This is a genomic window from Micromonospora chalcea (assembly GCF_002926165.1).
GTDB lineage: Bacteria > Actinomycetota > Actinomycetes > Mycobacteriales > Micromonosporaceae > Micromonospora > Micromonospora chalcea.
The window spans coordinates 45,762-66,753 of sequence record NZ_MAGP01000112.1 but is presented as its reverse complement, the minus strand read 5'-3'; the positions used below and the strand labels follow the sequence as shown (position 1 = coordinate 66,753).

Genomic DNA, 20,992 nt, shown 5'->3' with positions numbered 1-20,992 from the left:
GGCCGGATCAGCCGACCTCGCAGACCCACCAACCCGTCTTCCGCACAACTGTGAAGCGCAGGGACTGCTCGGCGACCTTCTCGTCGGCGGTGGTCATGGTCACCCGGGCGGAGACGGTGGCCCGGTCGCCGGTCTCGTTGTCGACGGTCGGGTTGCTCCAGCGGAACCGGGGGTTCTGGTACTGCTCGGCGTACTTGCGCACCTCGGCGACCTTGGCGGCGATCTTCTCGTCGTCCCGGGCCGCCGAGCAGACGAACGTGGCCGCCTTCTCGGCGTCCCGCTCCTGGTAGACGGCCTTGAGGAAGCCGTCCACCGCGATCTGCGGCTCCTTCGCTCCCTGGCCGTTCTCGGTGTCGCGCAGGACCAGGAACGCGGCGGTGCCCCCACCGCCGCAGAGCAGGACCGCGGCGGCCAGCACCAGCGAGGCGATGAGCAGCGCCGGTCGCTTACGTGGTGGGCCGCCGGGCGGGCCGGGCGGATACGCCGGTGGCCCGGCGGCGGGAACGGCGCCCGGCGGTGTGCCGCCGCCGGGCGGTGATTGTGGGTGCGGGTCGCCGGGCGTGCCGGTGTCGCCACCGGCGGGCGGTTGGGTCATCTGTCTCCCCCGGGTTGCGGCTCCCGTCGCCGCCCCAGGCGACGGGCACGGGTCGAGGTGGTCGGGCGCGCGTCCGCGCGTGCCCAGTCCGGAAGGGTAGCGGTCGGCGGGGCGCTTGCCAGCCCCGCGTACGCACCGGCGGGAGGCGAGTTCGCGGTCGCGTTCCGGACCAGGCTTGTGTCACATATGTGACTGGTTGTGACGAAGCATGCGCGTCCCGTTGCCGACTGGCCGGAGGTCCTACGTTCGTCCCGACACGGAGAGCCGGACCCGCCGGACGGTGCCGAGGCGGATGGCGGTGTCAGTGAGCAGGTACGACGCCCGGAGGCGACGCATGCGCGACGCGGAGAACACCCCCCGAGCCCAGTTCCCCGGCGACCGGTCCGGCCGGCCCGGCGAGGCCGACGTGCCCGCCTCGTTCAACGAGCGGTCGTACCGCCTTCCGGTCGAGGTGGTCCGGACGCCGTCCCGCCCCGGCGCGAAGGGGCGGGACGAGGACGAGCCCGGCTACGTCATCCACCTGCCGGTACGGGTGGCCGACCTCGCCGCGGCCACCGCGCTCGCCGGCACCGTGGCCACCTCGCTGAGCTTCCTGGTGGAGCTGGACGCGGGCGAGACCACCGTCTCCACCGCCGACGACCAGAACAACAGGCACCGGGTCTTCTGCGATCTGCTGCTGCCCGACCGCAGCCGGTGCCCGCAGCGCTTCGAGCACGAGGGCCCGTGCGGCGAGCCGCCCTCCGCGCCGGAGCCGCGTCCCGCGTCCCGTTGACGACGGCGGACCGTAGGCTGTGCCTGACCGAAGTCCAAGTCAGGCAAGGGAGCCCTCCTCCGATGCAGAAGTGGGAATACGCCACGGTGCCGCTGCTGGTCCACGCGACCAAGCAGATCCTCGACAACTGGGGCGAGGACGGCTGGGAACTGGTCTCGGTGGTGCCCGGCCCGAACCCGGAGCAGCTCGTCGCGTACCTGAAGCGCCCGAAGGGCTGACCGGCATGAGCAACGGACCCCACGCGAAGCTCGCCGAACTCGGCCTCGCACTGCCCGAGGTGGTGCCGCCGGTGGCCAGCTACGTGCCGGCCGTCCAGTCCGGGCAGCACGTCTACGTCTCCGGCCAGCTGCCGATGGCCGAGGGCAAGCTGCTCGCCACCGGCAAGGTCGGCAACGGCGTCTCCGCCGAGCAGGCGAAGGACCTGGCGCAGCGGTGCGCGCTGAACGCGCTGGCCGCGATCGACGCGCTGGTCGGGCTGGAGAACGTGGTGAAGGTCGTGAAGCTGACCGGCTTCGTGGCCAGCGCGCCCGGTTTCACCGGCCAGCCCGGTGTGATCAACGGTGCCTCGGATTTGTTCGGCGCCGTGTTCGGCGAGGCCGGCCGCCACGCCCGCAGCGCGGTGGGCGTGGCCGAACTCCCCCTCGACGCCCCGGTAGAGGTAGAGGTCATCGTCGAGGTCGTCTGACCCGCGCCGCCGAGCCCGCGATCTTGCGGTTACCGCCCTGGCAGAAGCCCCAGACGGGGACAAACCAGCGGCGGGAACTGCAAGATCGCGGGGAGTGGCCGGGGGAGTCGTACGATCGCTGCCATGGGTGGGCGTGTGACCGGGGCCGCTGGGGCGCTTGCAGATGGGCTGCCGGGGTGGGTGACGCTGTTGCGCGCGCCCAATCCGGGGCCGATGACGCTCGACGGGACCAACACGTGGGTGCTGCGGGCCGGGCCGGACGCGCCGGCCCTGGTGGTCGACCCGGGCCCCGCCGACGAGGGGCACCTCGCCGCGATCGCGGCCCAGGGGCCGATCGGCGCGGTGCTGATCACGCACGGGCACCCCGACCACACCGAGGGCGCGCCTCGGCTGCGTGAGCTGCTCGACGGCGTACCCGTGCTCGCCGCCGACCCGGCCCACACCGCCGGCGGTGCCTCGCTCACCGCCGACACGCGCCTCGACCTGGGGCTCGACCTGCGGCTGCTGCCCACCCCCGGGCACACCGCCGACTCGGTCTGCCTCCTCGCCGAGCACGACGGCGATCGGGTGGTGCTGACCGGCGACACGATCCTCGGGCGGGGCACCACCGTGGTGGCCCACCCCGACGGGCACCTCGGCGACTATTTGTCGAGCCTGGAACTGCTCTCCACGTACCGGGAGGTCCCGGTGCTCCCGGGCCACGGCCCGGCGCTCGCCGACTGCGGCGCGGCGGCCGACTTCTACCTGGCCCACCGGCGGGCCCGGCTGGACCAGGTGCGCGCCGCCGTGGCCGCGGGCGCCACCACCGCGCCCGAGGTGGTCGCCGTGGTCTACGCCGACGTCGACAGGTCGCTGTGGTGGGCCGCCGAGTGGTCCGTCCGCGCCCAGCTCGAACACCTCGGAGTGGAGCAGCCGTGACCTGCCCGGTGTGCGGGACGGTAGCGGTACCCGGGGCGCGGTTCTGTCACAACTGCGGCGCGGCGCTGCCGGCCGCCGCCACGCTGCCCGCCGCCGAACGCCGCGTGGTGACAGTGCTCTTCGGTGACCTGTCCGACTTCACCTCCTGGTCGGAGGACCTGGACCCGGAACGGGTCGGCGCGGTCACCGACCGGGTGCTCGCCGCCCTCGCGGGCGCGGTCAAGACGTTCGGCGGCCACGTCGACAAGCTCACCGGCGACGGGATCATGGCGGTCTTCGGCGCGCCGGTCGCCCACGAGGACGACGCCGAGCGGGCGGTCCGCGCGGCGCTGTCCATGCAGCGCGCGGTGCGGCGGGTGCTCGACGACGAGCGGGGCGGCGGTGCGCCGCTGGGCCTGCGCGTCGGCCTCAACACCGGGGACGTGATCGCGGGCATCCAGGCGGCGATCGAGTACACGGTCATCGGCGACACGGTGAACACCGCCGCGCGGCTCGCCGACGCCGCCGCGGTCGGCGCGGTCTACGCCGGGGCGCGCACCTCCGCCGCCACCCGGCACGTCGCCTCCTGGCGGGCGCTGCGCCCGCTGCGGCTCAAGGGCAAGCGGGAGCCGGTCGAGGCGTACGAGCTGCTGGGCCTGCTGGACGCGCCCGGCACCCGGTCCGGTCTCGGCGACGAGGCGCCGTTCGTGGGCCGGGAGACCGAGATCGGCCGGGTCGCCGGCCGGCTCGCCGAGGTGATCGACCGGGGCGAGCCCCGGGTGCTGCTGATGACCGCCGAGGCGGGCATCGGCAAGTCCCGGTTCGCGGCCGAGGTGGAACGCCTCGCCGCCGGATACGACGTCGGCGCCGGCCGGTACGCCGCGCACACCGGCGCCCGGGTGCTGTCGGTGCGGTGCGCCGCGTTCGGCGAGCGCCGCCGCCTGGCCCCGCTGGCCGACCTGGTCCGCGCCGCCGTCGGCCTGCCCGGCGACGCGGCCACCGCCGTCACCCGCCCGGCCGTCGAGGAGCGGCTGCGCCGCCTCGGCCAGCGCCTGTCCCGGCTCCCCGGCGACCCGCCACCGATCGCCGTGGACCAGCTCCTGGCCCTGCTCGGGTACGCCGAACTGCCGCCCGCCACGGAGAACGGTGAGTGGAACGCGGCCGGGCCGCCACCGGACGACGAAGCCGTGCCGACCGCTGTCGCGGACCTGCTCACCGCGCTCGCCGTGGAGGCGCCGCTGGTGATCGTGGTGGACGACCTGCACGACGCCACGGCCGAGACGCTCAAGGCGTTGGCGCTGACCCTCAACCGGCTCAGCGGGCCGGTGCTCGTGCTGCTGCTCGGCCGTCCCGAGCTGGTGCGGACCGCCGGCGCGCTGACCCGGGTCGCGGACGCCGAGGTGCACGCGCTGCCGCCGCTGCGCGGCGCGGACGCCTCCCGGCTGGTCACCAGCTACCTCGCCGGTGGCCGCATGCCCCAGGCCGACACGGACCGGCTGCTCGCCACCGCCCAGGGCAACCCGTTCTACCTGGCCGAACTCGTGACGCTGCTGATGGAGCGCGGCGCGCTGACCGCCGGGCCGGGCCGCGGCGCGGACGTCGGCTGGCGTCTCGCGCCCGGCTCGCTCGGCAGCCGGCTGCTCTCCCGGGACCTGGCCGCGGTGCTCGCGGCGCGTATCGACGCGCTGCCGCCGGATGCCCGCTCGGCGCTGCGCGACGCCGCGGTGGTGGGCGACACAGTGCCCGCCGGCGCGCTGGAGGCGCTGCGCGAGCAGCGGCTCGGGCAGGACGGCCGGCCCGCCGCGGTGGCCGCCGTCGAGCTGGACCGGGCCGTGGAGGAGCTGCTGCAACGCCGCATGCTGCACCGCACCCGCACCGGGTTCGCCTTCGCCACCCCGCTCATGCGGGAGGCCGCGTACGCCGGGGTGAGCAAGGCCGAGCTGGCCGAACGGCACGCGGCGCTGGCCCGCTGGGCCGCGCCGGAGAGCGTGGACGGGACGGGCGGCGCCCCGGCGGGCGCCTTCACCGAGGCCGCCCGGGACGACTTCGTCGCCGAGCACGTCGAGCGGGCCACAGCGCTCGCCGACGCGGTCAAGCTGCGCCCGGACGCGCCGGCCCGGGCGGTCACCCCGCTGGGCGTGGCCGCGCTGGGCCGGGCCGCCCGCCGGTCACTGCGGTCGGGGGAGCCGGCTCTCGCGGTCGAGTACGCCGAACGCGCGGCCGAGCTGGCCCGCGACGGCGTACCGCCGGCCGACCGGGTGACGCACGCCCGGGCGCTGCTCCAGATCGGCCGCCCGGCCGACGCGCTCGCGTTCGCCGAGAAGATCGCCGCGAACACCGGTGACCCGGCCACCCGGACCGCCGCGCTGCTGCTGGCCGGGCAGGCCCAGCAGACGCTGGGTGACGCCGAGCGGGCCGAGCGCAGCTGGCAGGAGGCGTTGCAGGTGGCCACCGACGCCGACCTGCCCACCATGCGGGCGTCGGCGATGCGGCGGCTCGGCATGGCCGACTTCATCGCCGGCCGGCTCGGGCAGGCGAGCAGCCGGCTGGCCGCGTCCTATCAGGTCAGCCTGGCCGCCCGGGATCCGCGCGGGCAGGCCTGGTCGTTGCAGAACCTGGCCTGGGTGACCACCACCCGGGGCGACTTCGCCGGCACCGACGCGGTGCTCGGGCGGGCCGCCCGGCTCTTCGCCGAGCTGAAGGACCCGTACGGGCGGGCCTGGCTGCGCGGCACCACCGCGTTCGCCCGGCTGCTCGCCGGACGGCTGCGGGAGGCGTGCCGGATGGCGCGGGTGTTCCTGCCGTTCGGGGAGCGGGTCGGCGAGGCGTGGGCGGTCGGTACGCTGCGCGCGGTCGAGGCGTACGCCACCGCCGAGCTGGGCGACCTGGCCGAGGCGGACCGGGCGGCGCGGCGCGCGTACCGGGACTTCGCCGAGGTGGGCGACGACTGGGGGCAGGGCTTCGCGCTCGTGGTGCGCGGGGTGGTGGCGCGCGGGCTGGGCGAGCCGGAACACGCGGCCGACCTGTTCACCGACGCGCTCGAGTACGCCGACCGCACCACCCACCCGCTGCTGACCGGCATGGCCGGGACGCTGCGCGGCTTCGTGGCGCTGGACATGGGCGACCACGAGACCGCCGAGCGGGAGGCACGGTCGGTGCTGACCCGGGTGGAGCCGCACAACCCGCAGGCGCCGGCCCAGGTCGCGCCCCGGGTGCTGCTCGCCATGGCCCGCCTCGCGGCCGGTGACCCGGGCACCGCCGTGGGGCTGCTCGCTCCGGTCGCCACCGGCGCGGCGAACGCGCCCTCGCTGCTGTTCTCCCGGCGGCAGACGATGGCCCGGTACGCCGCCGCGCTGCTCGCCCACGGCCAGCGCGAACAGGCGCTCGACTGGGCGCAGCGGTCGATCACGGCGCCGGCCGAGGACGTGCGCAGCCAGGTGGTGGCGCGGCTGGTGCTGGCCGAGGCGCTCGACGCGTGCGGCCGCCGGGCCGAGGCGCTGACGAACGCGGAGGAGGCGGTACGCCTCGCGTACGCCACCGAACAGCGCAGTGAGCGGATGGTCGCCGACGCGTTGCGGGTCCGCCTCTCCGGCGGCTGATCGCCCGCTGTTCTGACGGTTCCGGGGATGTGTTCGTCGGTGGAGCCGGTTAGCGTGGGCGGCGACAGTCGTGGATCGACTGCCGCCTCCCGGTGCGCGCCTGCGTCACCGGCGGACCACGCTGGGGAGGGACGATGAGGCTGCCGCGCTCGGGCGCCGGCTGGACGATCGCGGTCTTCGGGCTCCTCGCGCTGCTCCTCGGCGCGCTCGGCCTGATCTGGCCGGAGACTCAGCTTCGTCTGCTCGGCTTCGAGGTGCCGGCCGAACGCGCACCGGGCGACTACACCGGCACGTTCCTCACCGCGTCGTCGATGGCCTCGTTCAACATGGGGGTCTACTACCTGCTCGCCGTCGCCACCGAGTGGCGGCCGTTCTACCGCTTCACGGTCTGGTTCCGCCTGGTCACGTTCACCGTCTTCACCATCGCGGTGCTGTCCGACGTCGCGCCGGACCGGTTCTTCGCGGTCGCCGCGTGGGAGGGGCTGGGCGCGGTCGCGACAGCCGTCGGCCTGTGGTGGGACGCGCGCCGGGCGGGCACCGCCACTGACGACTCCGCGCCGGATCCGGTGCCGGCCACCGACGCGGCCCGCTGAGCGGCCGGACCAGTTGGGTATTTTCGAACCGTGACCGAGACCCCGCCCGGCGCCGTGCGGCTGCCAATCGTGCCCGGTCTGACCGATCTGCAGGTGTTCGCCCGGGGCGGCTACGCCACCATCTACCGGGCCACCCAGATCTCGGTGGGGCGCGAGGTGGCGGTCAAGATCGAGAACCGGACGCTGGACAGCGAACGCGACCAGGCCCGCTTCCTGCGCGAGGCCCGCGCCGCCGGGCGGATGTCGTCGCACCCCCACGTGGTCGACCTCTTCGACGTCGGGGTCACCGTCGACCAGCACCCCTACCTGATCATGGAACTGTGCGACGGCTCGTACGCGGAGCGGATGCGCACCTCGCCGCTGGGCCCGGAGGAGACCCGCGACCTCGGCGTGAAGATCGCCGACGCGCTGGCCCACTCGCACGCGGCGGGCGTGCTGCACCGGGACGTCAAGCCGGCAAACATCCTGCACTCCGAGTTCAACTCGGCGGTCCTCGCCGACTTCGGCCTGGCGGTGCTCGCCGAGTTCCGTGACTCCTCGGTCATGCTGGAGGCGCTCACCCCGGCGTACGCGCCGCCCGAGACGTTCAACCACAGCCCGCCCAGCCCGGCCGTCGACGTCTACTCGCTGTGCGCCACCCTCTACGCGGTGATGTACGGCCGGCCGCCGCGCTGGCACTCGGAACGCAACCCGAGTCTGGTGACCGTGCTGGAGATGTTCCAGCAGCCCATCCCCGGGCTGCCCGGGGTGCCCGGCGAGCTGATCGACGTACTCCGGCTGGGGATGTCGAACGACCCGGGCGCGCGTCCCTCCGCGGTCGAGTTGCGCGGCCTGCTCGCCGGGCTGCCGCTGGACGGCGCCCCGGCCGGCGGCGCGCTCTACGACGGCGGCGAGCGCTACCGCCGTAGCGGCGGCCCGAACCCGCGCCCGCCCGCCGACGACGACCACCCGACCGTGGCGTCGCGGGCCCGCCGCTGGCCCAAGCGCTGGTTCCTCGGCGGCGCCGGGGTGCTCGCGCTGGCGGCGTCGGCCGGTGGCGGCTGGCTGGCCGCCGGTCACACGCCCGCCGCTCCGCCGACCCCGGTGACGAGCGGCGTGGCCGGGGGGCCGGTGCCCGGCTGCGCGTCCGCCGACGTGCGGCTGCCGGCCGGCGCGCGGTGCGCTTCCGAGCTGGAGTGCTTCGGTCCGGTACGGCTGCGCCGCGACCGGGCCGAGGCGAGCCGGGTGCCCTGCGACGGCCAGCACACCTGGGAGACGTACGCCGCGGGTGACCTGCCGGCCGGTCTCGCCGGCGCCAAGCACGACGCGGTGGTCGCCGACCCGGCCGTCGGCAAGGTGTGCAACCCGGACACGTTCCGGGTGGTCAGTGGCGCGGACCCGGCGAACGGATGGAACCTCGAGGTGCTGCCGCCGGAGACCGACGCCGACCGCACCTACCGGTGCCTGGCCGGGCGGGGAGTGAACGCGCTCGCCGGGCCCACGCTCACCGGCCGCTGAGCCCTCGGCTCTGCCGCACCGACCTCGGGTCGAGCGTCTCCAGCGTGTCGGCGTCCACCGCGGTCTGCGTCCGCAGGCCGCGTACCGCCCGCGGGTCCAGCGTCTCGAGCGTGTCCGCGTCGACCGGATGGCCGCCGGGGGCGCGCAGGTTCCGTACCGCCCGGGGGTCGATCGCCTCGAGCGTGTCGGCGTCCACTCCGTACCCGGCCTCGGGCAGCCAGGTCTCGGGCGACGGGGTGTGCCCACCACCGCTGACGGGCTGGCGGGCCGCGGTGATCGTCACCCCGGCGATCATGCCCAGCACGACGCAGACCAGGGCCAGCACGACCGACAGGATGCCGGGCGGGCGCCACACCGCGAGGGCCACCACCGCCGCAACCGTCGCCAGGGACGCGACGACGGCCTTCGCCCGCGCATCGGGCTTCGGGAACGATCTCACCCGACAAGCATGGCCCAGCGCGGCAACCTGTCAACCGGCGGGCCGAGACGGCTTCCCGTCAGTGACGCTCCACTTCGGAGCGGCAGAAGCGTCGATCGAGCAAAAATCGTTACATCTGTTGGCCGGCTGCCGTATCGCTCCGGGTTGGGAAGCCGCTACCGTGAGCGTCGATCCGGGAGTGGCGAGGCCGAGGTCTCCTCGACCACACCGCCCAGTGACGGACCCCCGGGGTACGGCAGGTGATCGGGCACCCGCCGTACCCCGGGCCCACCTCGGTCAGTAGGACTTGTCCTGGCCGAGGACGTGCTGGGCGACGAAGTTGAGGATCATCTCGCGGCTGACCGGGGCGATCCGGCCCGCGCGTACCGCGCCGAGCAGCGTCGACACGCCGTACTCGGTGGTCATGCCGGCCCCGCCGAGCGCCTGGACGGCGGTGTCGACGGCGAGCGCGGCGGCCTCACCGGCCGCGTACTTGGCCATGTTGCCGGAGATGCCCGCTTCCAGGTCGCGACCCGCGTCGTACAGCGTCGCCGCCTTGTAGATCATCAGACGGGCCAGCTCGACCTGTACCGCCGCGTGCGCGAGCGGGTGCGCCACGCCCTGGTGCGAGCCGATCGAGTTCCCGCCCCACACCTTGCGGGTGGCGGTGTAGTCGCTCGCCCTGTCGATCGCGTACCGGCCGGTGCCGGCGCCCATCGCGGCCACCGTGATGCGCTCCGGGTTGAGCCCGGCGAACAGCGCCGGCAGCCCGGCGTCGAGCGACTCGCCGACGAGCGCGTCGGCGGGCAGCCGGACGTCGTCGAGGAAGAGCAGGAACTGGTTCTCCGGCGACAGGATCTCCATGTCCAGCTTGGACTTCTCCAGGCCCGGCGCGTCGGTCGGCACGATGAACAGCGCCGGCTTCAGCTTCCCGGTGGACGCGTCCTCGGTGCGAGCGACCACGAGGACGTGCCCGGCCTCGTCCACGCCGGAGATGTAGATCTTCCGGCCGCTGAGCAGCCAGTCGTCGCCGTCGCGGCGGGCCACTGTGGAGAGCCGGTGGAAGTTCGAACCGGCGTCCGGCTCGGTGATCGCGAAGACGATCTTCTCGGAGCCGTCGGCGAGCCCGGGGAGGTGCTTCTTGCGCTGCTCCTCCGTGCCGTGCTTGCTGATGATCGTGGCGGCGATGGCGGGGGAGACCACCAGGAGCAGCAGCGGGCAGCCGGTCGCGGCCAGCTCCTCGCACACCAGCGCCAGGTCGGTGATGCCGCCGCCCCCGCCGCCGTACTCGGTGGGGATGTTGACGCCCAGGTAGCCCAGCCGGCCGGCCTCGTGCCACAGCTCGGTGGTGTGCTCGCCGGCCTTGGCCTTCGACACGAAGTAGGAATGACCGTACTTGCGTCCCAGCTCCCGTACCGCATCGCGGAGCTGGTCCTGTTCGGGGGTGAGGTCGAAGTTCACTGGGGGTCCTCCTCGGGGTCCACGACGGCCAGTACGGCACCCGTCTCGACCTGGCCGCCGGCGGGCACCGGCAGTTCCGTCACCACGCCGTCGGCGGGGGCGAGCACGGGATGTTCGAGCTTCATAGCTTCGAGCGTCAGCAGCAGGTCACCGGCGGCGACGCGCTGACCGACCTCGACGTGCACCCGGGTGACCGCCCCGGGCAGCGGCGCGAGCAGCGACCCGGCCGCCAGCTCCGCGGTGGGCAGGGGCAGGCGGGGCAGCTCGGTGAGGCTCGCCGCCCCGTCCGGGCCGTCCACGAAGACCGACGACCCCACCCGGTGTACGCGGAAGGCCCGCCGAACCCCGTCGACGTCGAGCACCACCCGGTCCGGGGCGGCTGTCACCAGCTCGACCACCGGCAGCTCGGTGTTAACAGGGGACCCTTCCTCTACCGGATCCGTTAAGAGGGGGCCCTTCCTTCCCCACTCGGCGAGGGCGCCGGTGCGGTCCAGGCGGTAGTGGACCTCGATCTCCTCGTCGCCCGGGCCGGTGAACCGGGTGACCTGCGGGAAGGACGGCACGTTGCGCCAACCCGACGGCAGCCCGGCCAGCACCGGGGCGGCGGCCCGGCGCGCGGCGGCAGCGGCCAGCGCGGCGGCCAGCGCCACCACCGGAAGCTGCTCGGCCGGCAGCAGCGGCTCGAACACCTCCGGGTGCCGGTCCAGGAAGCCGGTGTCGACGTCCACAGCGGCGAACTCCGGGCTGCGCAGCACGCGTACCAGCAGGTCCCGGTTGGTGGCCACGCCGTGCAGCTCGGCGCGGGCCAGCGCGCCGGCCAGGGCGCGGGCCGCCTCGGTGCGGGTGGGCGCCCAGGCGACGAGCTTCGCCAGCATCGAGTCGTAGTGCACGCTCACCGTCGAGCCGTCCACCACGCCCGAGTCCAGGCGCAGCCCCCGGGCCGGACCGAACTCGGCGGCGACCCCGGGGATCGCGAACCGGTGCAGCGTGCCGGTGGCCGGACGGAAGCCCTGAGCCGGGTCCTCGGCGCACAGCCGTACCTCGATGGCGTGGCCGTCGGCCGGCGGCGTCGTCGTGACCGGCAGCGGCTCGCCCTCGGCGACGAGCAGTTGCAGCCGGACCAGGTCCAGCCCGGTGGTCAGCTCGGTGACCGGGTGCTCCACCTGGAGGCGGGTGTTCATCTCCAGGAAGTGCACCTGCCCGTCCGGCGCGAGCAGGAACTCCACTGTTCCCGCGCCGACGTAGTCGACGGCCCGCCCGGCCGCCACCGCCGCCTCGTGCAGCGCCGCGCGCACGTCGTCGGGCAGCACGCCGGGCGCCTCCTCGACGATCTTCTGGTGGCGGCGCTGGATCGAGCAGTCGCGTACCCCGAGGGCCACGACGGTGCCGTGGGTGTCGCCGAAGATCTGCACCTCGACGTGGCGGCCGCGTTCCACGTACCGCTCGATGAAGACCGTGCCGTCGCCGAACGCCGCCGCGGCCTCGCGGCGCGCGCCCGCGACGGCCTCGGCCAGCCCGGCCGCGTCGTGGACGATCCGCATGCCCCGGCCGCCGCCACCCGCGGCGGCCTTGACCAGCACCGGGAAGGCGGTGACCTCGGCCGGGTCGGTCCAGGTGGGCAGCATCGGCACGCCCGCGTCGGCGAGCAGCGCCTTGGCGGCCATCTTGTCGCCCATCGCCGCGATCGCCTTCGCGGACGGCCCGACCCAGGTCAGACCCGCGTCGGTCACCGCCGCCGCGAACTCGGCGTTCTCGGCCAGGAAGCCGTAACCGGGGTGGACGGCGTCCGCGCCGGACCGCCGGGCCGCGTCGAGGATGGCGTCGACGCGCAGGTACGTCTCGGCCGGCGTGTTCCCCGGCAGCCGTACCGCCTGGTCGGCGTCGGCGACGAACGGCGCGTCGGCGTCCGCGTCGGAGTGCACGGCTACGGTGGCCACGCCGAGGGCGCGGCAGGTGGCGAAGACCCGGCGGGCGATCTCCCCCCGGTTGGCAACCAGAAGCTTGGTGATCATTTTGAGTACGCCCCCTACATCCGGAAGACGCCGAAACCGTCGGCGCCCTTCACCGGTCCGTTGTGGATCGCCGACAGGCACAGCCCGAGGACGGTACGGGTGTCCCGGGGGTCGATCACCCCGTCGTCGTAGAGCCGCCCGGACAGGAACAGCGCGCCGGACTGCGACTCGATCTGCTGCTCGACCATCATCCGCATGGCGGCGTCGGTGTCCTCGTCGTACTCGCGGCCCCGGGCGGCGGCGGCCTGCCGGGCCACGATGGACAGCACCCCGGCGAGCTGCGCCGGGCCCATCACCGCCGACTTCGCGTTCGGCCAGGTGAACAGGAACCGCGGCTCGTACGCCCGGCCGCACATGCCGTAGTTGCCGGCGCCGTAGGAGGCGCCCAGGTTGACCGTCAGGTGCGGCACCTTCGAGTTCGACACCGCGTTGATCATCAGGGCGCCGTGCTTGATGATGCCGCGCTGCTCGTACTCGGTGCCGACCATGTAACCGGTGGTGTTCTGCAGGAAGACCAGCGGTGTGTCCGCCGCGTTGGCGAGCTGGATGAACTGCGCCGCCTTCTGCGCTTCCTCGCTGAACAGCACGCCCCGGGCGTTCGCCAGCACACCGACCGGGTAGCCGTGCAGCTCACCCCAGCCGGTCACGAGCGCGGTGCCGTAGCCGGGCTTGAACTCGTCGAACGCGCTGTCGTCGAGTACCCGGGCCAGCACCTCGCGCGGGTCGAACGGCACCTTCAGGTCGGCGCTGGCGATGCCGAGCAGCTCCTCCGGGTCGTACCGGGGTGGCAGCGGGTGCGGGTTGCGGGGCGGCGGGCCCTGCTTGCGCCAGTTGAGCCGGCGGACGCACTGCCGGGCCAGCCGGATCCCGTCGCGTTCGTCCTCGGCGAGGAAGTCGGCCAGGCCGGACGTGGTGGCGTGCATCGCCGCGCCGCCCAGCGACTCGTCGTCGGTGACCTCGCCGGTGGCCATCTTCACCAGCGGCGGCCCGGCCAGGTAGACCTGCGAGCGGTCCCGGATCATGATGGTGAAGTCCGACATGCCGGGCACGTACGCGCCACCGGCGGTGGCGTTGCCGAAGACCACGCTCACCGTCGGGATCCGCTGCGCCGACAGCCGGGTCAGGTCCCGGAACACCCGGCCGCCCGGAATGAAGATCTCCGCCTGGGTGGGCAGGTCCGCCCCGGCCGACTCGACCAGGTTCACCATCGGCAGCCGGTTCGCCGCCGCGATCTCACCCGCCCGCCGGGTCTTCGCCAGCGACCACGGGTTGATCGCGCCGCCGCGTACCGTCGGGTCGTTCGCCACGATCAGGCACTCGACGCCCTCGACCACGCCGATGCCGGTCACGGTGCTGGCGCCGACCGGGAAGTCGGTGCCGAACGCGGCCACCGACGACAGCTCCAGGAACGGGCTGTCCGGGTCGAGCAGCAGCTCGATGCGCTCCCGGGGGAGCAGCTTGCCGCGGCCGTGGTGGCGGGTCACGTACTTCTCGCCGCCACCACCCCGGGCCTGGTCGAGCGCCGCCTCCAGTTCGGCGAGGCGTTCCAGCAGCGCCTCCCGGTTGGCGGTGAAGGCGGGCGCGGACGGGTCGATCGTGCTCTGCAGAACTGTCGTGCTCACAGGCCCATGCCCTTCGCGATGATCTCGTTCATGATCTCGGTGGCGCCGCCGCCGATGCCGAGCAGACGGGCGTCGCGGTAGTGCCGCTCCACCTCGGCGTCACGCATGTAGCCGAAGCCACCGTGCAGTTGCAGCGCCGCGTCGACGACGAAGTCGCACGCCGACACCGCCACGTTCTTCGCGATCGCCACCTCGGTCACCACCGGCTGCCCGGCGGCCACCCGCTCGGCGACGTCGTGCACGTACGCCCGCGCCGCGTCGGTGCGGCTGTGCATCTCGGCCAGCTTGTGCCGGACGACCTGGCGCCCGACGAGCGGACGGCCGAACGTCTGGCGGTCCCGGCACCACTGCACCGCCAGGTCCACGCAGCGCTGCGCGGTCGCGTACGCCTGCGTGGCGAGCGACAGCCGCTCGTTGGCGAACTGCTGCATGATGGCGAGGAACCCGGTGTCCTCCGGGCCGACCCGGTTCGTCACCGGCACCCGGACGTCGACGAAGGACAGTTCGGCGGTGTCCGAGCAGTGCCAGCCCAGCTTTTCCAGCCGCCGCCCCACCGTGAACCCGGGCGAGCCCTTGTCGATCACGAGCAGGCTGACCGAGCCCGAACCGGGGAAGTCGGTGCAGACCGCGGTGGTGACGAAGTCGGCGCGGGCCCCGCTGGTGATGTACGTCTTGGAGCCGTTGACGACGTAGTGGTCGCCGTCGCGGACCGCGCAGGTGCGGATGCCCGCCACGTCCGAGCCGCCGTCCGGCTCGGTGATCGCCAGCGCGCCGATCATCGTCCCGGCGAGCGCGGGCCGCACGTACCTCTCGATCAGCCCTTCGTCCTGGGTCTCGACCATGTGCGGCAGCGCGATCCCGTGCGTGAACAACGCGGCGACCAGCCCGGACGACCCGCCCGAGCGGATGATCTCCTCGGTGACCACCATCGAGTCGAGCAGGTCACCGCCGCTGCCGCCGACCGACTCCGGGAAGCCGATGCCGAGCAGGCCGATCTTCGCGGCGGTCTCGTGCAGCGAGCGGGGCACCTCGCCCGCCCGTTCCCAGTCGGACAGGTGCGGCAGCACCTCCCGGGTCACGAACGAGCGGGTCAGCTCGCGCAGTTGCCGGCGTTCCGGCGTGTCCACGATGGTCATGCCGGAACCTCCGTCGGTAGGTCGACCACTCGCGAACGCAGCAGCTCGCCGAGCGCCTTGGCCTGGGGGTCGAACCGGGTGGAGGCGGCCACGCCCTGCCCGAGCAGCCCTCGGATCACGAAGTTGACCGCGCGCAGGTTCGGCAGCTCGTACCGCTCGACTGTGAGCGCCGCGGTCTCCGGCAGCAGCTCGGCCAGCCGCTCCACCGTCAGCCAGTCGCGCAGCCAGGGCCAGGTCGCGTCGGTGCGGGCCCAGACGCCCAGGTTGGCGTCGCCGCCCTTGTCGCCGGACCGCGCGCCGACCAGCTCACCGAGCGGCCCGCGCCGGGTGGCGGCCGGAGCCGGTACGGCGGTGACCTCCCGTGCCGGTGCTTCGGCCGGTGTCGCCGTGACCACCGGCGGGGAGATCGGTACCCGCTCGCCGGACGGCAGCACCGCCACGTGCTCGACCTCGTCCTGCGCGATCGTGTCGGCGGTGAACACCCCGTACGGCGTGGCGTCACCGGGCAGCGTGGTGAGCGTGCAGCCCGGGTACGAGGCCAGCGCCAGCTCCACCGCCGCCGCCGAGAACGCCCGCCCGGCCCGCGACTTGTCGCCGTCGCGCAGGTGTACGTGCAGCAGCGCGCTGGCCGCCTCGGTGTCGCCGGTGTCCGGGTGGTCGGTACGGGCCAGCGTGAACTCCAGCCCCTCCGCGCCGACCGACTCCTCGATCTGGCCCCGGACCAGTGCCGCCTTGGCCGGGATGTCCAGCCCGCACAGCACGAACGTCATCGCGTTGCGGAAGCCGCCCAGGTTGTTGACGCCCACCTTGAGCGTGTCCGGCGGTGGCGTGCCCCGCACCCCGGACACGCGTACCCGGTCCGGGCCCTCCTGCTCCAGCCGCACGGTGTCCAGCCGGGTCACCACGTCCGGCCCGAGGTAGTCCGGCCCGCCCACCTCGTACAGCAGCTGGGCGGTGACCGTCTCGACCGTCACCGCGCCGCCGGTGCCGGAATGCTTGGTGAGCACCGACGAGCCGTCCGGGTGCAGCTCGGCGATCGGGAAGCCGGGCCGGTGCCCGCCGTCCGGCAGCTCGGTGAAGAAGCTGAAGTTGCCGCCGGTGACCTGCGCCCCGCACTCGATCAGGTGCCCGGCCACAGTCGCGCCGGCCAGCGCGTCGAGGTCGTCGCGGGTCCACCCGAAGCGGGCGATGGCCGGGCCGACCGCCAGCGAGGCGTCGGTGACCCGCCCGGTGACCACCACGTCCGCGCCCGCGTCGAGGCAGGCCGCGATCCCGAACGCGCCCAGGTAGGCGTTCGCGGTCAGCGCGTCCGGCCGCTGGATCGCGTCGCCCTCGACGTACCCGACCCGCACCTGGAGGCCGAGCCGGTCGCCGAGCGACCGGATCGCGTCGGCCAGCCCGGCCGGGTTGAGGCCGCCCGCGTTGGTGACCAGCGTGACGCCGCGGTCCAGCGCGGTGCCGAGCACGCCCTCCGCCTGGCGCAGGAACGTCTTGGCGTAGCCGAGCGACGGGTCGCGCATCCGGTCGCGGCCGAGGATGAGCATGGTCAGCTCGGCCAGGTAGTCGCCGGTCAGCACGTCCAGCTCGCCGCCGTCGAGCATCTCCCGCCAGGCGGTGAAGCGGTCGCCGTAGAAGCCGGACGCGTTCCCGACCCGCAGCACGCTCACGAGGAGGCTCCGTCCGGCTCACGCTTGCCGCCGGGCGGGCCGGCGAACGCCTGGGCCACGTCCAGCCACTCGTCGGCGACCGGTCCGGTGGCGGTCAGGGCCAGGTCCGCGCGGTGCCGGCGCTGCGTGACGAGCAGGCAGAAGTCGAGCGCCGGGCCGGTCACCCGGTCGGCCGCGTCGGCCGGCCCGAACTCCCACACGTCGCCGCCCGCGGGCGCGGTCAGCTCGACCCGCACCGGCACCGTGGGCACCGCACGGCCGTGGGCGGCGAAGCCGTGCCCGAGGGTACGGAAGCCGAGGTGCGCGATGTGGCGCAGACGCTGCGTCGGGGTACGGCTGACGCCCAGCGCGTCTGCCACGTCCTCGCCGTGCGCCCACGTCTCCATCAGCCGGGCCGTCACCATCGAGGTGGGCGACATGCTGGTGCCGTACCAGGGGATCTTCTGCCCGGCCGGGACGGCGGTGAGCGCGCCGGCGAGCGCCGACCGGCCGGAACGCCAGCGGGCCAGCAGCGCAGGCGGGGGCGCGAGGAAGGACTCGGCGCCGTCCTCGACCAGGCGCGACGGGTCCGGCGCGGCCATCACCGAGGCGAAGAACGCGGACTCGTCGGTGGCCGCCAGGTAGGCGACGTGGTCGGTCCAGGCCAGGTGTGCGATCTGGTGTGCGACGGTCCAGCCCGGGGCCGGTGTCGGCCGCTCCCATCCGTCCGGTGGCAGGTCCGCGACGAGCGCGTCGAGTTGTTCGGACTCGGCGGCCAGATCCGCGAGCAGGGCTGTCAGGTCGACCATTGTGCCTCCGGGCGGGGGTGGGTCAGGGGATCAGTGCCGCTCGCTCTCGGGGGTGAGCAGCGCGGCGAGCTGGCGTTTCCAGGTGTGCAGCAGGGCAGCGCGGCGGGGCGAGTCGTCGCTCAGCAGGTTGGCTACGCCGAGGCCGCGGAGCAGGTCGAGCGTGGCCTGCACCGACTCGCGTACGCCCGGCTTGCGCTCGTCCACGCCGAGCAGCTCGACGGTGAGCCGGTGCATCTCGCGGCCGATCCGCGCCTCCAGCGGCACCAGCGCGGCGCGCAGCTCGGCGTCGGTACGCGCGGCCACCCACAGCTCCAGCGCGGCCGCGAACAGCGGGCCGGTGAAGGAGGCGGCGAGCAGGTCGACCACGCCGTCGAGCCGCTGCGGGCCGACCGGCAGGGCCGCCGCCTCGGCACGCAGCTCGGCCGCCCGGCGCTCGGTCAGGTGCGCGACGGCGGCGGTGACCAGCGCGGCCTTGGTGGGGTAGTGGTGCAGCTGGGCGCCCCGGGAGACACCGGCGCGGGCCGCCACCACAGTCGTGGTGGTGCCGGACCAGCCGTGCTCCACCAGGCAGTCGACTGTCGCCTCAAGCAGCCGGGCCTGGGTGGCGCGGCTGCGCTCCTGCTGCGGAACTCGGCTCGGTGCGGTGGACACGCCATCAGCCTGCCGCCCCCAAAACAAACAGTCAAGCCTGACTTTTTTGAAAGGAGGGGGCCCTTGTTAACGCCTGCGGTAGCGGAAGGGCCCCTTGTTAACGCCTCACCGGCCGTCGCGCGGAGCGAAGACGGTGAGCGCGTCGACGTCGGAGTGGCGGGAGCGGACGTACTCGTCGGCCCAGGCCGCCGCGTCCGGAAAGGCGGACTCGCTGGCGATCCGGGCACATGCGGCGTCCACGTCGAAGCGCGTCCGGCGCAGTTGCACGCCCGGACCGAGCAGCGCCCACCAGGCGCCCGCGCCCCCGTACGGCATGCCGACGCTGCCCGGGTTCACCACCAGGCGGCGGTCGGCCAGCCGGGTGAACGGCATGTGCGTGTGCCCGCAGACCACGGTGCCGACCTCGGGCGGCAGGCCGGCGAAGACCTCGGCCCAGCGGTCCAGCCGCGAGTCGACGAGCACGACCTCCTCGTCGTCGCGCGGGGTGGCGTGGCAGAACAGCACGTCGCCCAGACCGGTGACCGGCAGCGTGACGGACGGCGGCAGCGCGGCCAGCCGGGCCACCTGGTCGTCGCGGAGCTGCCCCGCGGCCCAGTTCGACACCTCGATCGGGGAAGCCGCCCCGGCACGCGCCTGCACCAGCTCCCGGTCGGCGTTCCCGCCGATCCAGCAGGCCCGGTCGCCGAGCGCGGCCAGCCGGTCCAGCACCTCGACCGGTTGCGGGCCGGCCGCCAGGTCACCGGTGAGGACGATCAGGTCGGCGGCGGCCACGTCCGGCTCGGCCAGCACTGCTTCCAGCGCGGGCAGCACACCGTGGATGTCGGAGAGGACGGCGACACGATCGGGCATCGCCCCAGCCTGGCGACACCGGCCCGGCAGGACCAAGCGATTCTGCGGCGGGCAGAGACGGCACCGGCCCGCTCAGACGCGGCACCGGCCCGATGCGCTCAAGACGGCACCGGCCCGGCTCCGCGCGATGGCGGGCCGGGCCGGAGAAGCCGGTACGGAGGTCAGACCCGCGCGCGGCGGGCCAGGCGCTCCGGGTCGAGGATGATGATGCTCTTGCCGTCCAGTCGCAGCCAGCCGCGCGAGGCGAAGTCGGCGAGCGCCTTGTTGACGGTCTCCCGGGAGGCGCCGACGAGCTGGGCGATCTCCTCCTGGGTGAGGTCGTGCGTCACGCGCAGCACGCCGCCGTCGCGGGTGCCGAAGCGGCCGGCCATCTGGAGCAGGTTCTTGGCGACCCGGCCCGGCACGTCCGTGAAGATCAGGTCGGCGAGCGAGTCGTTGGTCCGGCGCAGCCGGCGGGCCAGCACCCGCAGCAACTGCTCGGCGATCTCGGGCCGGTTGTTCAGCCACGGCCGCAGGGCCTGCTTGCGCAGGCGTACGAGCCGGGTGTCGGTGACCGCGGTGGCGGTCGCCGTACGCGGACCGGGGTCGAAGAGCGACAGCTCACCGACCATGTCCGACGGGCCCATCACGGCGATCAGGTTCTGCCGGCCGTCCGCCGCGCGGCGACCCACCTTGATCTTGCCGGACAGGAGGATGTAGAGACTGTCGCCGGGTTCGCCCTCGTTGAAGACGATTTCGCCCTTGCGGACCTCGATCGTCTCCATCTCCTTGGCGAGCGCCTCGGCAGCCTCCGGGTCGACACCCTGGAAGATCCCGCTGCGGGCCAGTACCTCGTCCATCGCGCACCTCCGCCTGCGCGTGCCGTCCGTCGGCCGGGTCCGCCGTCCGCTGATCCCTCGCGCGCCGCCAGTCTAGGCGCACATGAGTAGGAATCAGAGGTGCACCCCTGGAATCTTGATCGTTGGGCGTAACCCGCCCGACCCGGTGAGCAGCTAAGATCCCGCTTCCGGTCCGGGCCGGCGCCACCCGTTCCCTCCTGTGATCGTAGGGTGACCGGCGTGCTGTGTGAGCCGTTCCTGACCACCCGGTCCGAAGCCGGGTGGGACATCCCCCTGCTGGTCTGGCGGGCCGAGACGCCGCTGCTGGCGGTCGGCTCCGCTCCGCTGGGTGGCGGGATCGGCGTCCGCGGGTGGGTGCTGAACGCGACGGTGCCGATGTCGTACGACCGGGACGACCCCGCCGCGCACCTGGCCGAACTGGCGCACGGCCTCGGCCTGGGCGGACCCGGCGTCGGGCTGCTGACCGGCGTGGACGTCACCGAGGTGGTCAGCCGCACCGACGGCGGCGTCCGGGTCTGGGCGACCGTCGGCCTGGGCACGCCGGTCTGGGCCGCCGCGCCCGAGCCGGCGCGGCCCGCCGTGCCCGAGCCCGCGCAGCGCGTCGGCACGGTCAACATCGTCGCGTACGTGCCGCAGCGGCTCGGCGACGCGGCACTCGTCAACGCGGTGGCCACCGCCACCGAGGCGAAGGCGCAGGCGATCTGGGAACTCGGACTGCCCGCCACCGGCACCCCCACCGACGCGGTGACTGTGCTCTGCCCGGCCGACGGCGATCCGGCCCCGTACGGCGGGCCCCGGTCGGCCTGGGGCGCGCCACTGGCCCGGGCCGTGCACGCCGCCGTCCGCTCGGGCGGCGCCGGAACCGTGGTGCCCTGGTCCGACCGGCGGGCGGGCTGACGTGCGCCCCTCAC

The 20,992-nt window shown here is 74.3% G+C and carries 19 protein-coding genes; 8 read left to right on the top strand and 11 right to left on the bottom strand.

The window, feature by feature from the left end; genetic code table 11:
• Positions 1-7: 7 nt before the first annotated feature.
• Complete coding sequence (locus BAW75_RS15670) at positions 8-595, bottom strand: Rv0361 family membrane protein (protein ID WP_064446804.1); 588 nt, start codon at positions 593-595, stop codon at positions 8-10.
• A 334-nt stretch (positions 596-929) separates the two neighbouring features.
• Between BAW75_RS15670 and BAW75_RS15665 the strand changes: the two genes are divergently transcribed.
• The 7 genes from BAW75_RS15665 (at position 930) to BAW75_RS15635 (ending at position 8,638) form a co-directional block, all read left to right on the top strand.
• A complete protein-coding gene (locus BAW75_RS15665; RefSeq protein ID WP_043327859.1) occupies positions 930-1,367 on the top strand; it encodes a hypothetical protein in 438 nt (145 codons plus the stop codon).
• A 62-nt stretch (positions 1,368-1,429) separates the two neighbouring features.
• Positions 1,430-1,585 (top strand): Sp36 family protein, encoded by a 156-nt coding sequence (locus BAW75_RS15660; RefSeq protein ID WP_013289021.1) that lies wholly within the window; start codon positions 1,430-1,432, stop codon positions 1,583-1,585.
• A 5-nt stretch (positions 1,586-1,590) separates the two neighbouring features.
• Positions 1,591-2,052, top strand: a complete 462-nt coding sequence (locus BAW75_RS15655; RefSeq protein ID WP_043327860.1) for a RidA family protein — start codon at positions 1,591-1,593, stop codon at positions 2,050-2,052.
• Positions 2,053-2,175: 123 nt separating this feature from the next.
• Positions 2,176-2,970: an MBL fold metallo-hydrolase gene (locus BAW75_RS15650; RefSeq protein WP_104114022.1), complete on the top strand. Its 795-nt coding sequence runs from the start codon at positions 2,176-2,178 to the stop codon at positions 2,968-2,970.
• Positions 2,967-6,548, top strand: coding sequence for an adenylate/guanylate cyclase domain-containing protein (locus BAW75_RS15645; protein ID WP_104114021.1), 3,582 nt, complete (start codon positions 2,967-2,969; stop codon positions 6,546-6,548). Before BAW75_RS15650 ends, BAW75_RS15645 begins: the two co-directional genes overlap by 4 nt.
• 134 nt (positions 6,549-6,682) lie before the next feature.
• Positions 6,683-7,141, top strand: coding sequence for a hypothetical protein (locus tag BAW75_RS15640; RefSeq protein ID WP_043327862.1), 459 nt, complete (start codon positions 6,683-6,685; stop codon positions 7,139-7,141).
• Between the two features lie 30 nt (positions 7,142-7,171).
• Positions 7,172-8,638, top strand: coding sequence for a serine/threonine-protein kinase (locus BAW75_RS15635; protein WP_104114020.1), 1,467 nt, complete (start codon positions 7,172-7,174; stop codon positions 8,636-8,638).
• On the opposite strand, the gene BAW75_RS15630 is transcribed toward BAW75_RS15635, so the two are convergent.
• The 10 genes from BAW75_RS15630 to BAW75_RS15585 all read right to left on the bottom strand — a co-directional run bounded on the left by BAW75_RS15630 (position 8,625) and on the right by BAW75_RS15585 (position 20,081).
• Positions 8,625-9,077 (bottom strand): hypothetical protein, encoded by a 453-nt coding sequence (locus tag BAW75_RS15630; RefSeq protein WP_043327863.1) that lies wholly within the window; start codon positions 9,075-9,077, stop codon positions 8,625-8,627. The two genes, BAW75_RS15635 and BAW75_RS15630, sit on opposite strands and share 14 nt — an antisense overlap.
• 276 nt (positions 9,078-9,353) lie before the next feature.
• Positions 9,354-10,517, bottom strand: a complete 1,164-nt coding sequence (locus tag BAW75_RS15625) for an acyl-CoA dehydrogenase family protein (RefSeq protein WP_043327864.1) — start codon at positions 10,515-10,517, stop codon at positions 9,354-9,356.
• Positions 10,514-12,529: an ATP-binding protein gene (locus BAW75_RS15620; protein ID WP_104114019.1), complete on the bottom strand. Its 2,016-nt coding sequence runs from the start codon at positions 12,527-12,529 to the stop codon at positions 10,514-10,516. The genes BAW75_RS15625 and BAW75_RS15620 overlap by 4 nt, the downstream gene beginning before the upstream one ends.
• Positions 12,530-12,543: 14 nt before the next feature.
• The gene (locus BAW75_RS15615; protein ID WP_069088221.1) at positions 12,544-14,151 is read right to left on the bottom strand and encodes an acyl-CoA carboxylase subunit beta; all 1,608 of its coding nucleotides are present in this window, start codon (positions 14,149-14,151) and stop codon (positions 12,544-12,546) included.
• On the bottom strand, positions 14,148-15,287 hold the full coding sequence (locus BAW75_RS15610) for an acyl-CoA dehydrogenase family protein (protein WP_104114018.1): 1,140 nt from the start codon (positions 15,285-15,287) through the stop codon (positions 14,148-14,150). Before BAW75_RS15610 ends, BAW75_RS15615 begins: the two co-directional genes overlap by 4 nt.
• On the bottom strand, positions 15,284-16,954 hold the full coding sequence (locus BAW75_RS15605; RefSeq protein WP_104114017.1) for an acyclic terpene utilization AtuA family protein: 1,671 nt from the start codon (positions 16,952-16,954) through the stop codon (positions 15,284-15,286). Before BAW75_RS15605 ends, BAW75_RS15610 begins: the two co-directional genes overlap by 4 nt.
• The gene (locus tag BAW75_RS15600) at positions 16,951-17,742 is read right to left on the bottom strand and encodes a TIGR03084 family metal-binding protein (RefSeq protein WP_104114016.1); all 792 of its coding nucleotides are present in this window, start codon (positions 17,740-17,742) and stop codon (positions 16,951-16,953) included. Before BAW75_RS15600 ends, BAW75_RS15605 begins: the two co-directional genes overlap by 4 nt.
• Before the next feature lie 30 nt (positions 17,743-17,772).
• Complete coding sequence (locus BAW75_RS15595) at positions 17,773-18,393, bottom strand: TetR/AcrR family transcriptional regulator (RefSeq protein WP_043327870.1); 621 nt, start codon at positions 18,391-18,393, stop codon at positions 17,773-17,775.
• A gap of 105 nt (positions 18,394-18,498) precedes the next feature.
• A complete protein-coding gene (locus BAW75_RS15590) occupies positions 18,499-19,242 on the bottom strand; it encodes a metallophosphoesterase family protein (protein ID WP_104114015.1) in 744 nt (247 codons plus the stop codon).
• A 161-nt stretch (positions 19,243-19,403) separates the two neighbouring features.
• A complete protein-coding gene (locus BAW75_RS15585) occupies positions 19,404-20,081 on the bottom strand; it encodes a Crp/Fnr family transcriptional regulator (RefSeq protein ID WP_007466162.1) in 678 nt (225 codons plus the stop codon).
• Positions 20,082-20,300: 219 nt separating this feature from the next.
• Here BAW75_RS15585 and BAW75_RS15580 point away from each other — a divergent pair, with 219 nt between their 5' ends.
• Positions 20,301-20,978: an adenosylcobinamide amidohydrolase gene (locus tag BAW75_RS15580; protein ID WP_064446863.1), complete on the top strand. Its 678-nt coding sequence runs from the start codon at positions 20,301-20,303 to the stop codon at positions 20,976-20,978.
• The last annotated feature ends 14 nt before the right edge of the window (positions 20,979-20,992 follow it).

Bases quoted from the DNA above. Each gene is read 5' to 3' on its own strand.
- BAW75_RS15670 (WP_064446804.1), bottom strand. From the start codon at position 595: ATGACCCAACCGCCCGCCGGTGGCGACACCGGCACGCCCGGCGACCCG.
- BAW75_RS15665 (WP_043327859.1), top strand. From the start codon at position 930: ATGCGCGACGCGGAGAACACCCCCCGAGCCCAGTTCCCCGGCGACCGG.
- BAW75_RS15660 (WP_013289021.1), top strand. From the start codon at position 1,430: ATGCAGAAGTGGGAATACGCCACGGTGCCGCTGCTGGTCCACGCGACC.
- BAW75_RS15655 (WP_043327860.1), top strand. From the start codon at position 1,591: ATGAGCAACGGACCCCACGCGAAGCTCGCCGAACTCGGCCTCGCACTG.
- BAW75_RS15650 (WP_104114022.1), top strand. From the start codon at position 2,176: ATGGGTGGGCGTGTGACCGGGGCCGCTGGGGCGCTTGCAGATGGGCTG.
- BAW75_RS15640 (WP_043327862.1), top strand. From the start codon at position 6,683: ATGAGGCTGCCGCGCTCGGGCGCCGGCTGGACGATCGCGGTCTTCGGG.
- BAW75_RS15620 (WP_104114019.1), bottom strand. From the start codon at position 12,529: ATGATCACCAAGCTTCTGGTTGCCAACCGGGGGGAGATCGCCCGCCGG.
- BAW75_RS15610 (WP_104114018.1), bottom strand. From the start codon at position 15,287: ATGACCATCGTGGACACGCCGGAACGCCGGCAACTGCGCGAGCTGACC.
- BAW75_RS15600 (WP_104114016.1), bottom strand. From the start codon at position 17,742: ATGGTCGACCTGACAGCCCTGCTCGCGGATCTGGCCGCCGAGTCCGAA.
- BAW75_RS15590 (WP_104114015.1), bottom strand. From the start codon at position 19,242: ATGCCCGATCGTGTCGCCGTCCTCTCCGACATCCACGGTGTGCTGCCC.
- BAW75_RS15585 (WP_007466162.1), bottom strand. From the start codon at position 20,081: ATGGACGAGGTACTGGCCCGCAGCGGGATCTTCCAGGGTGTCGACCCG.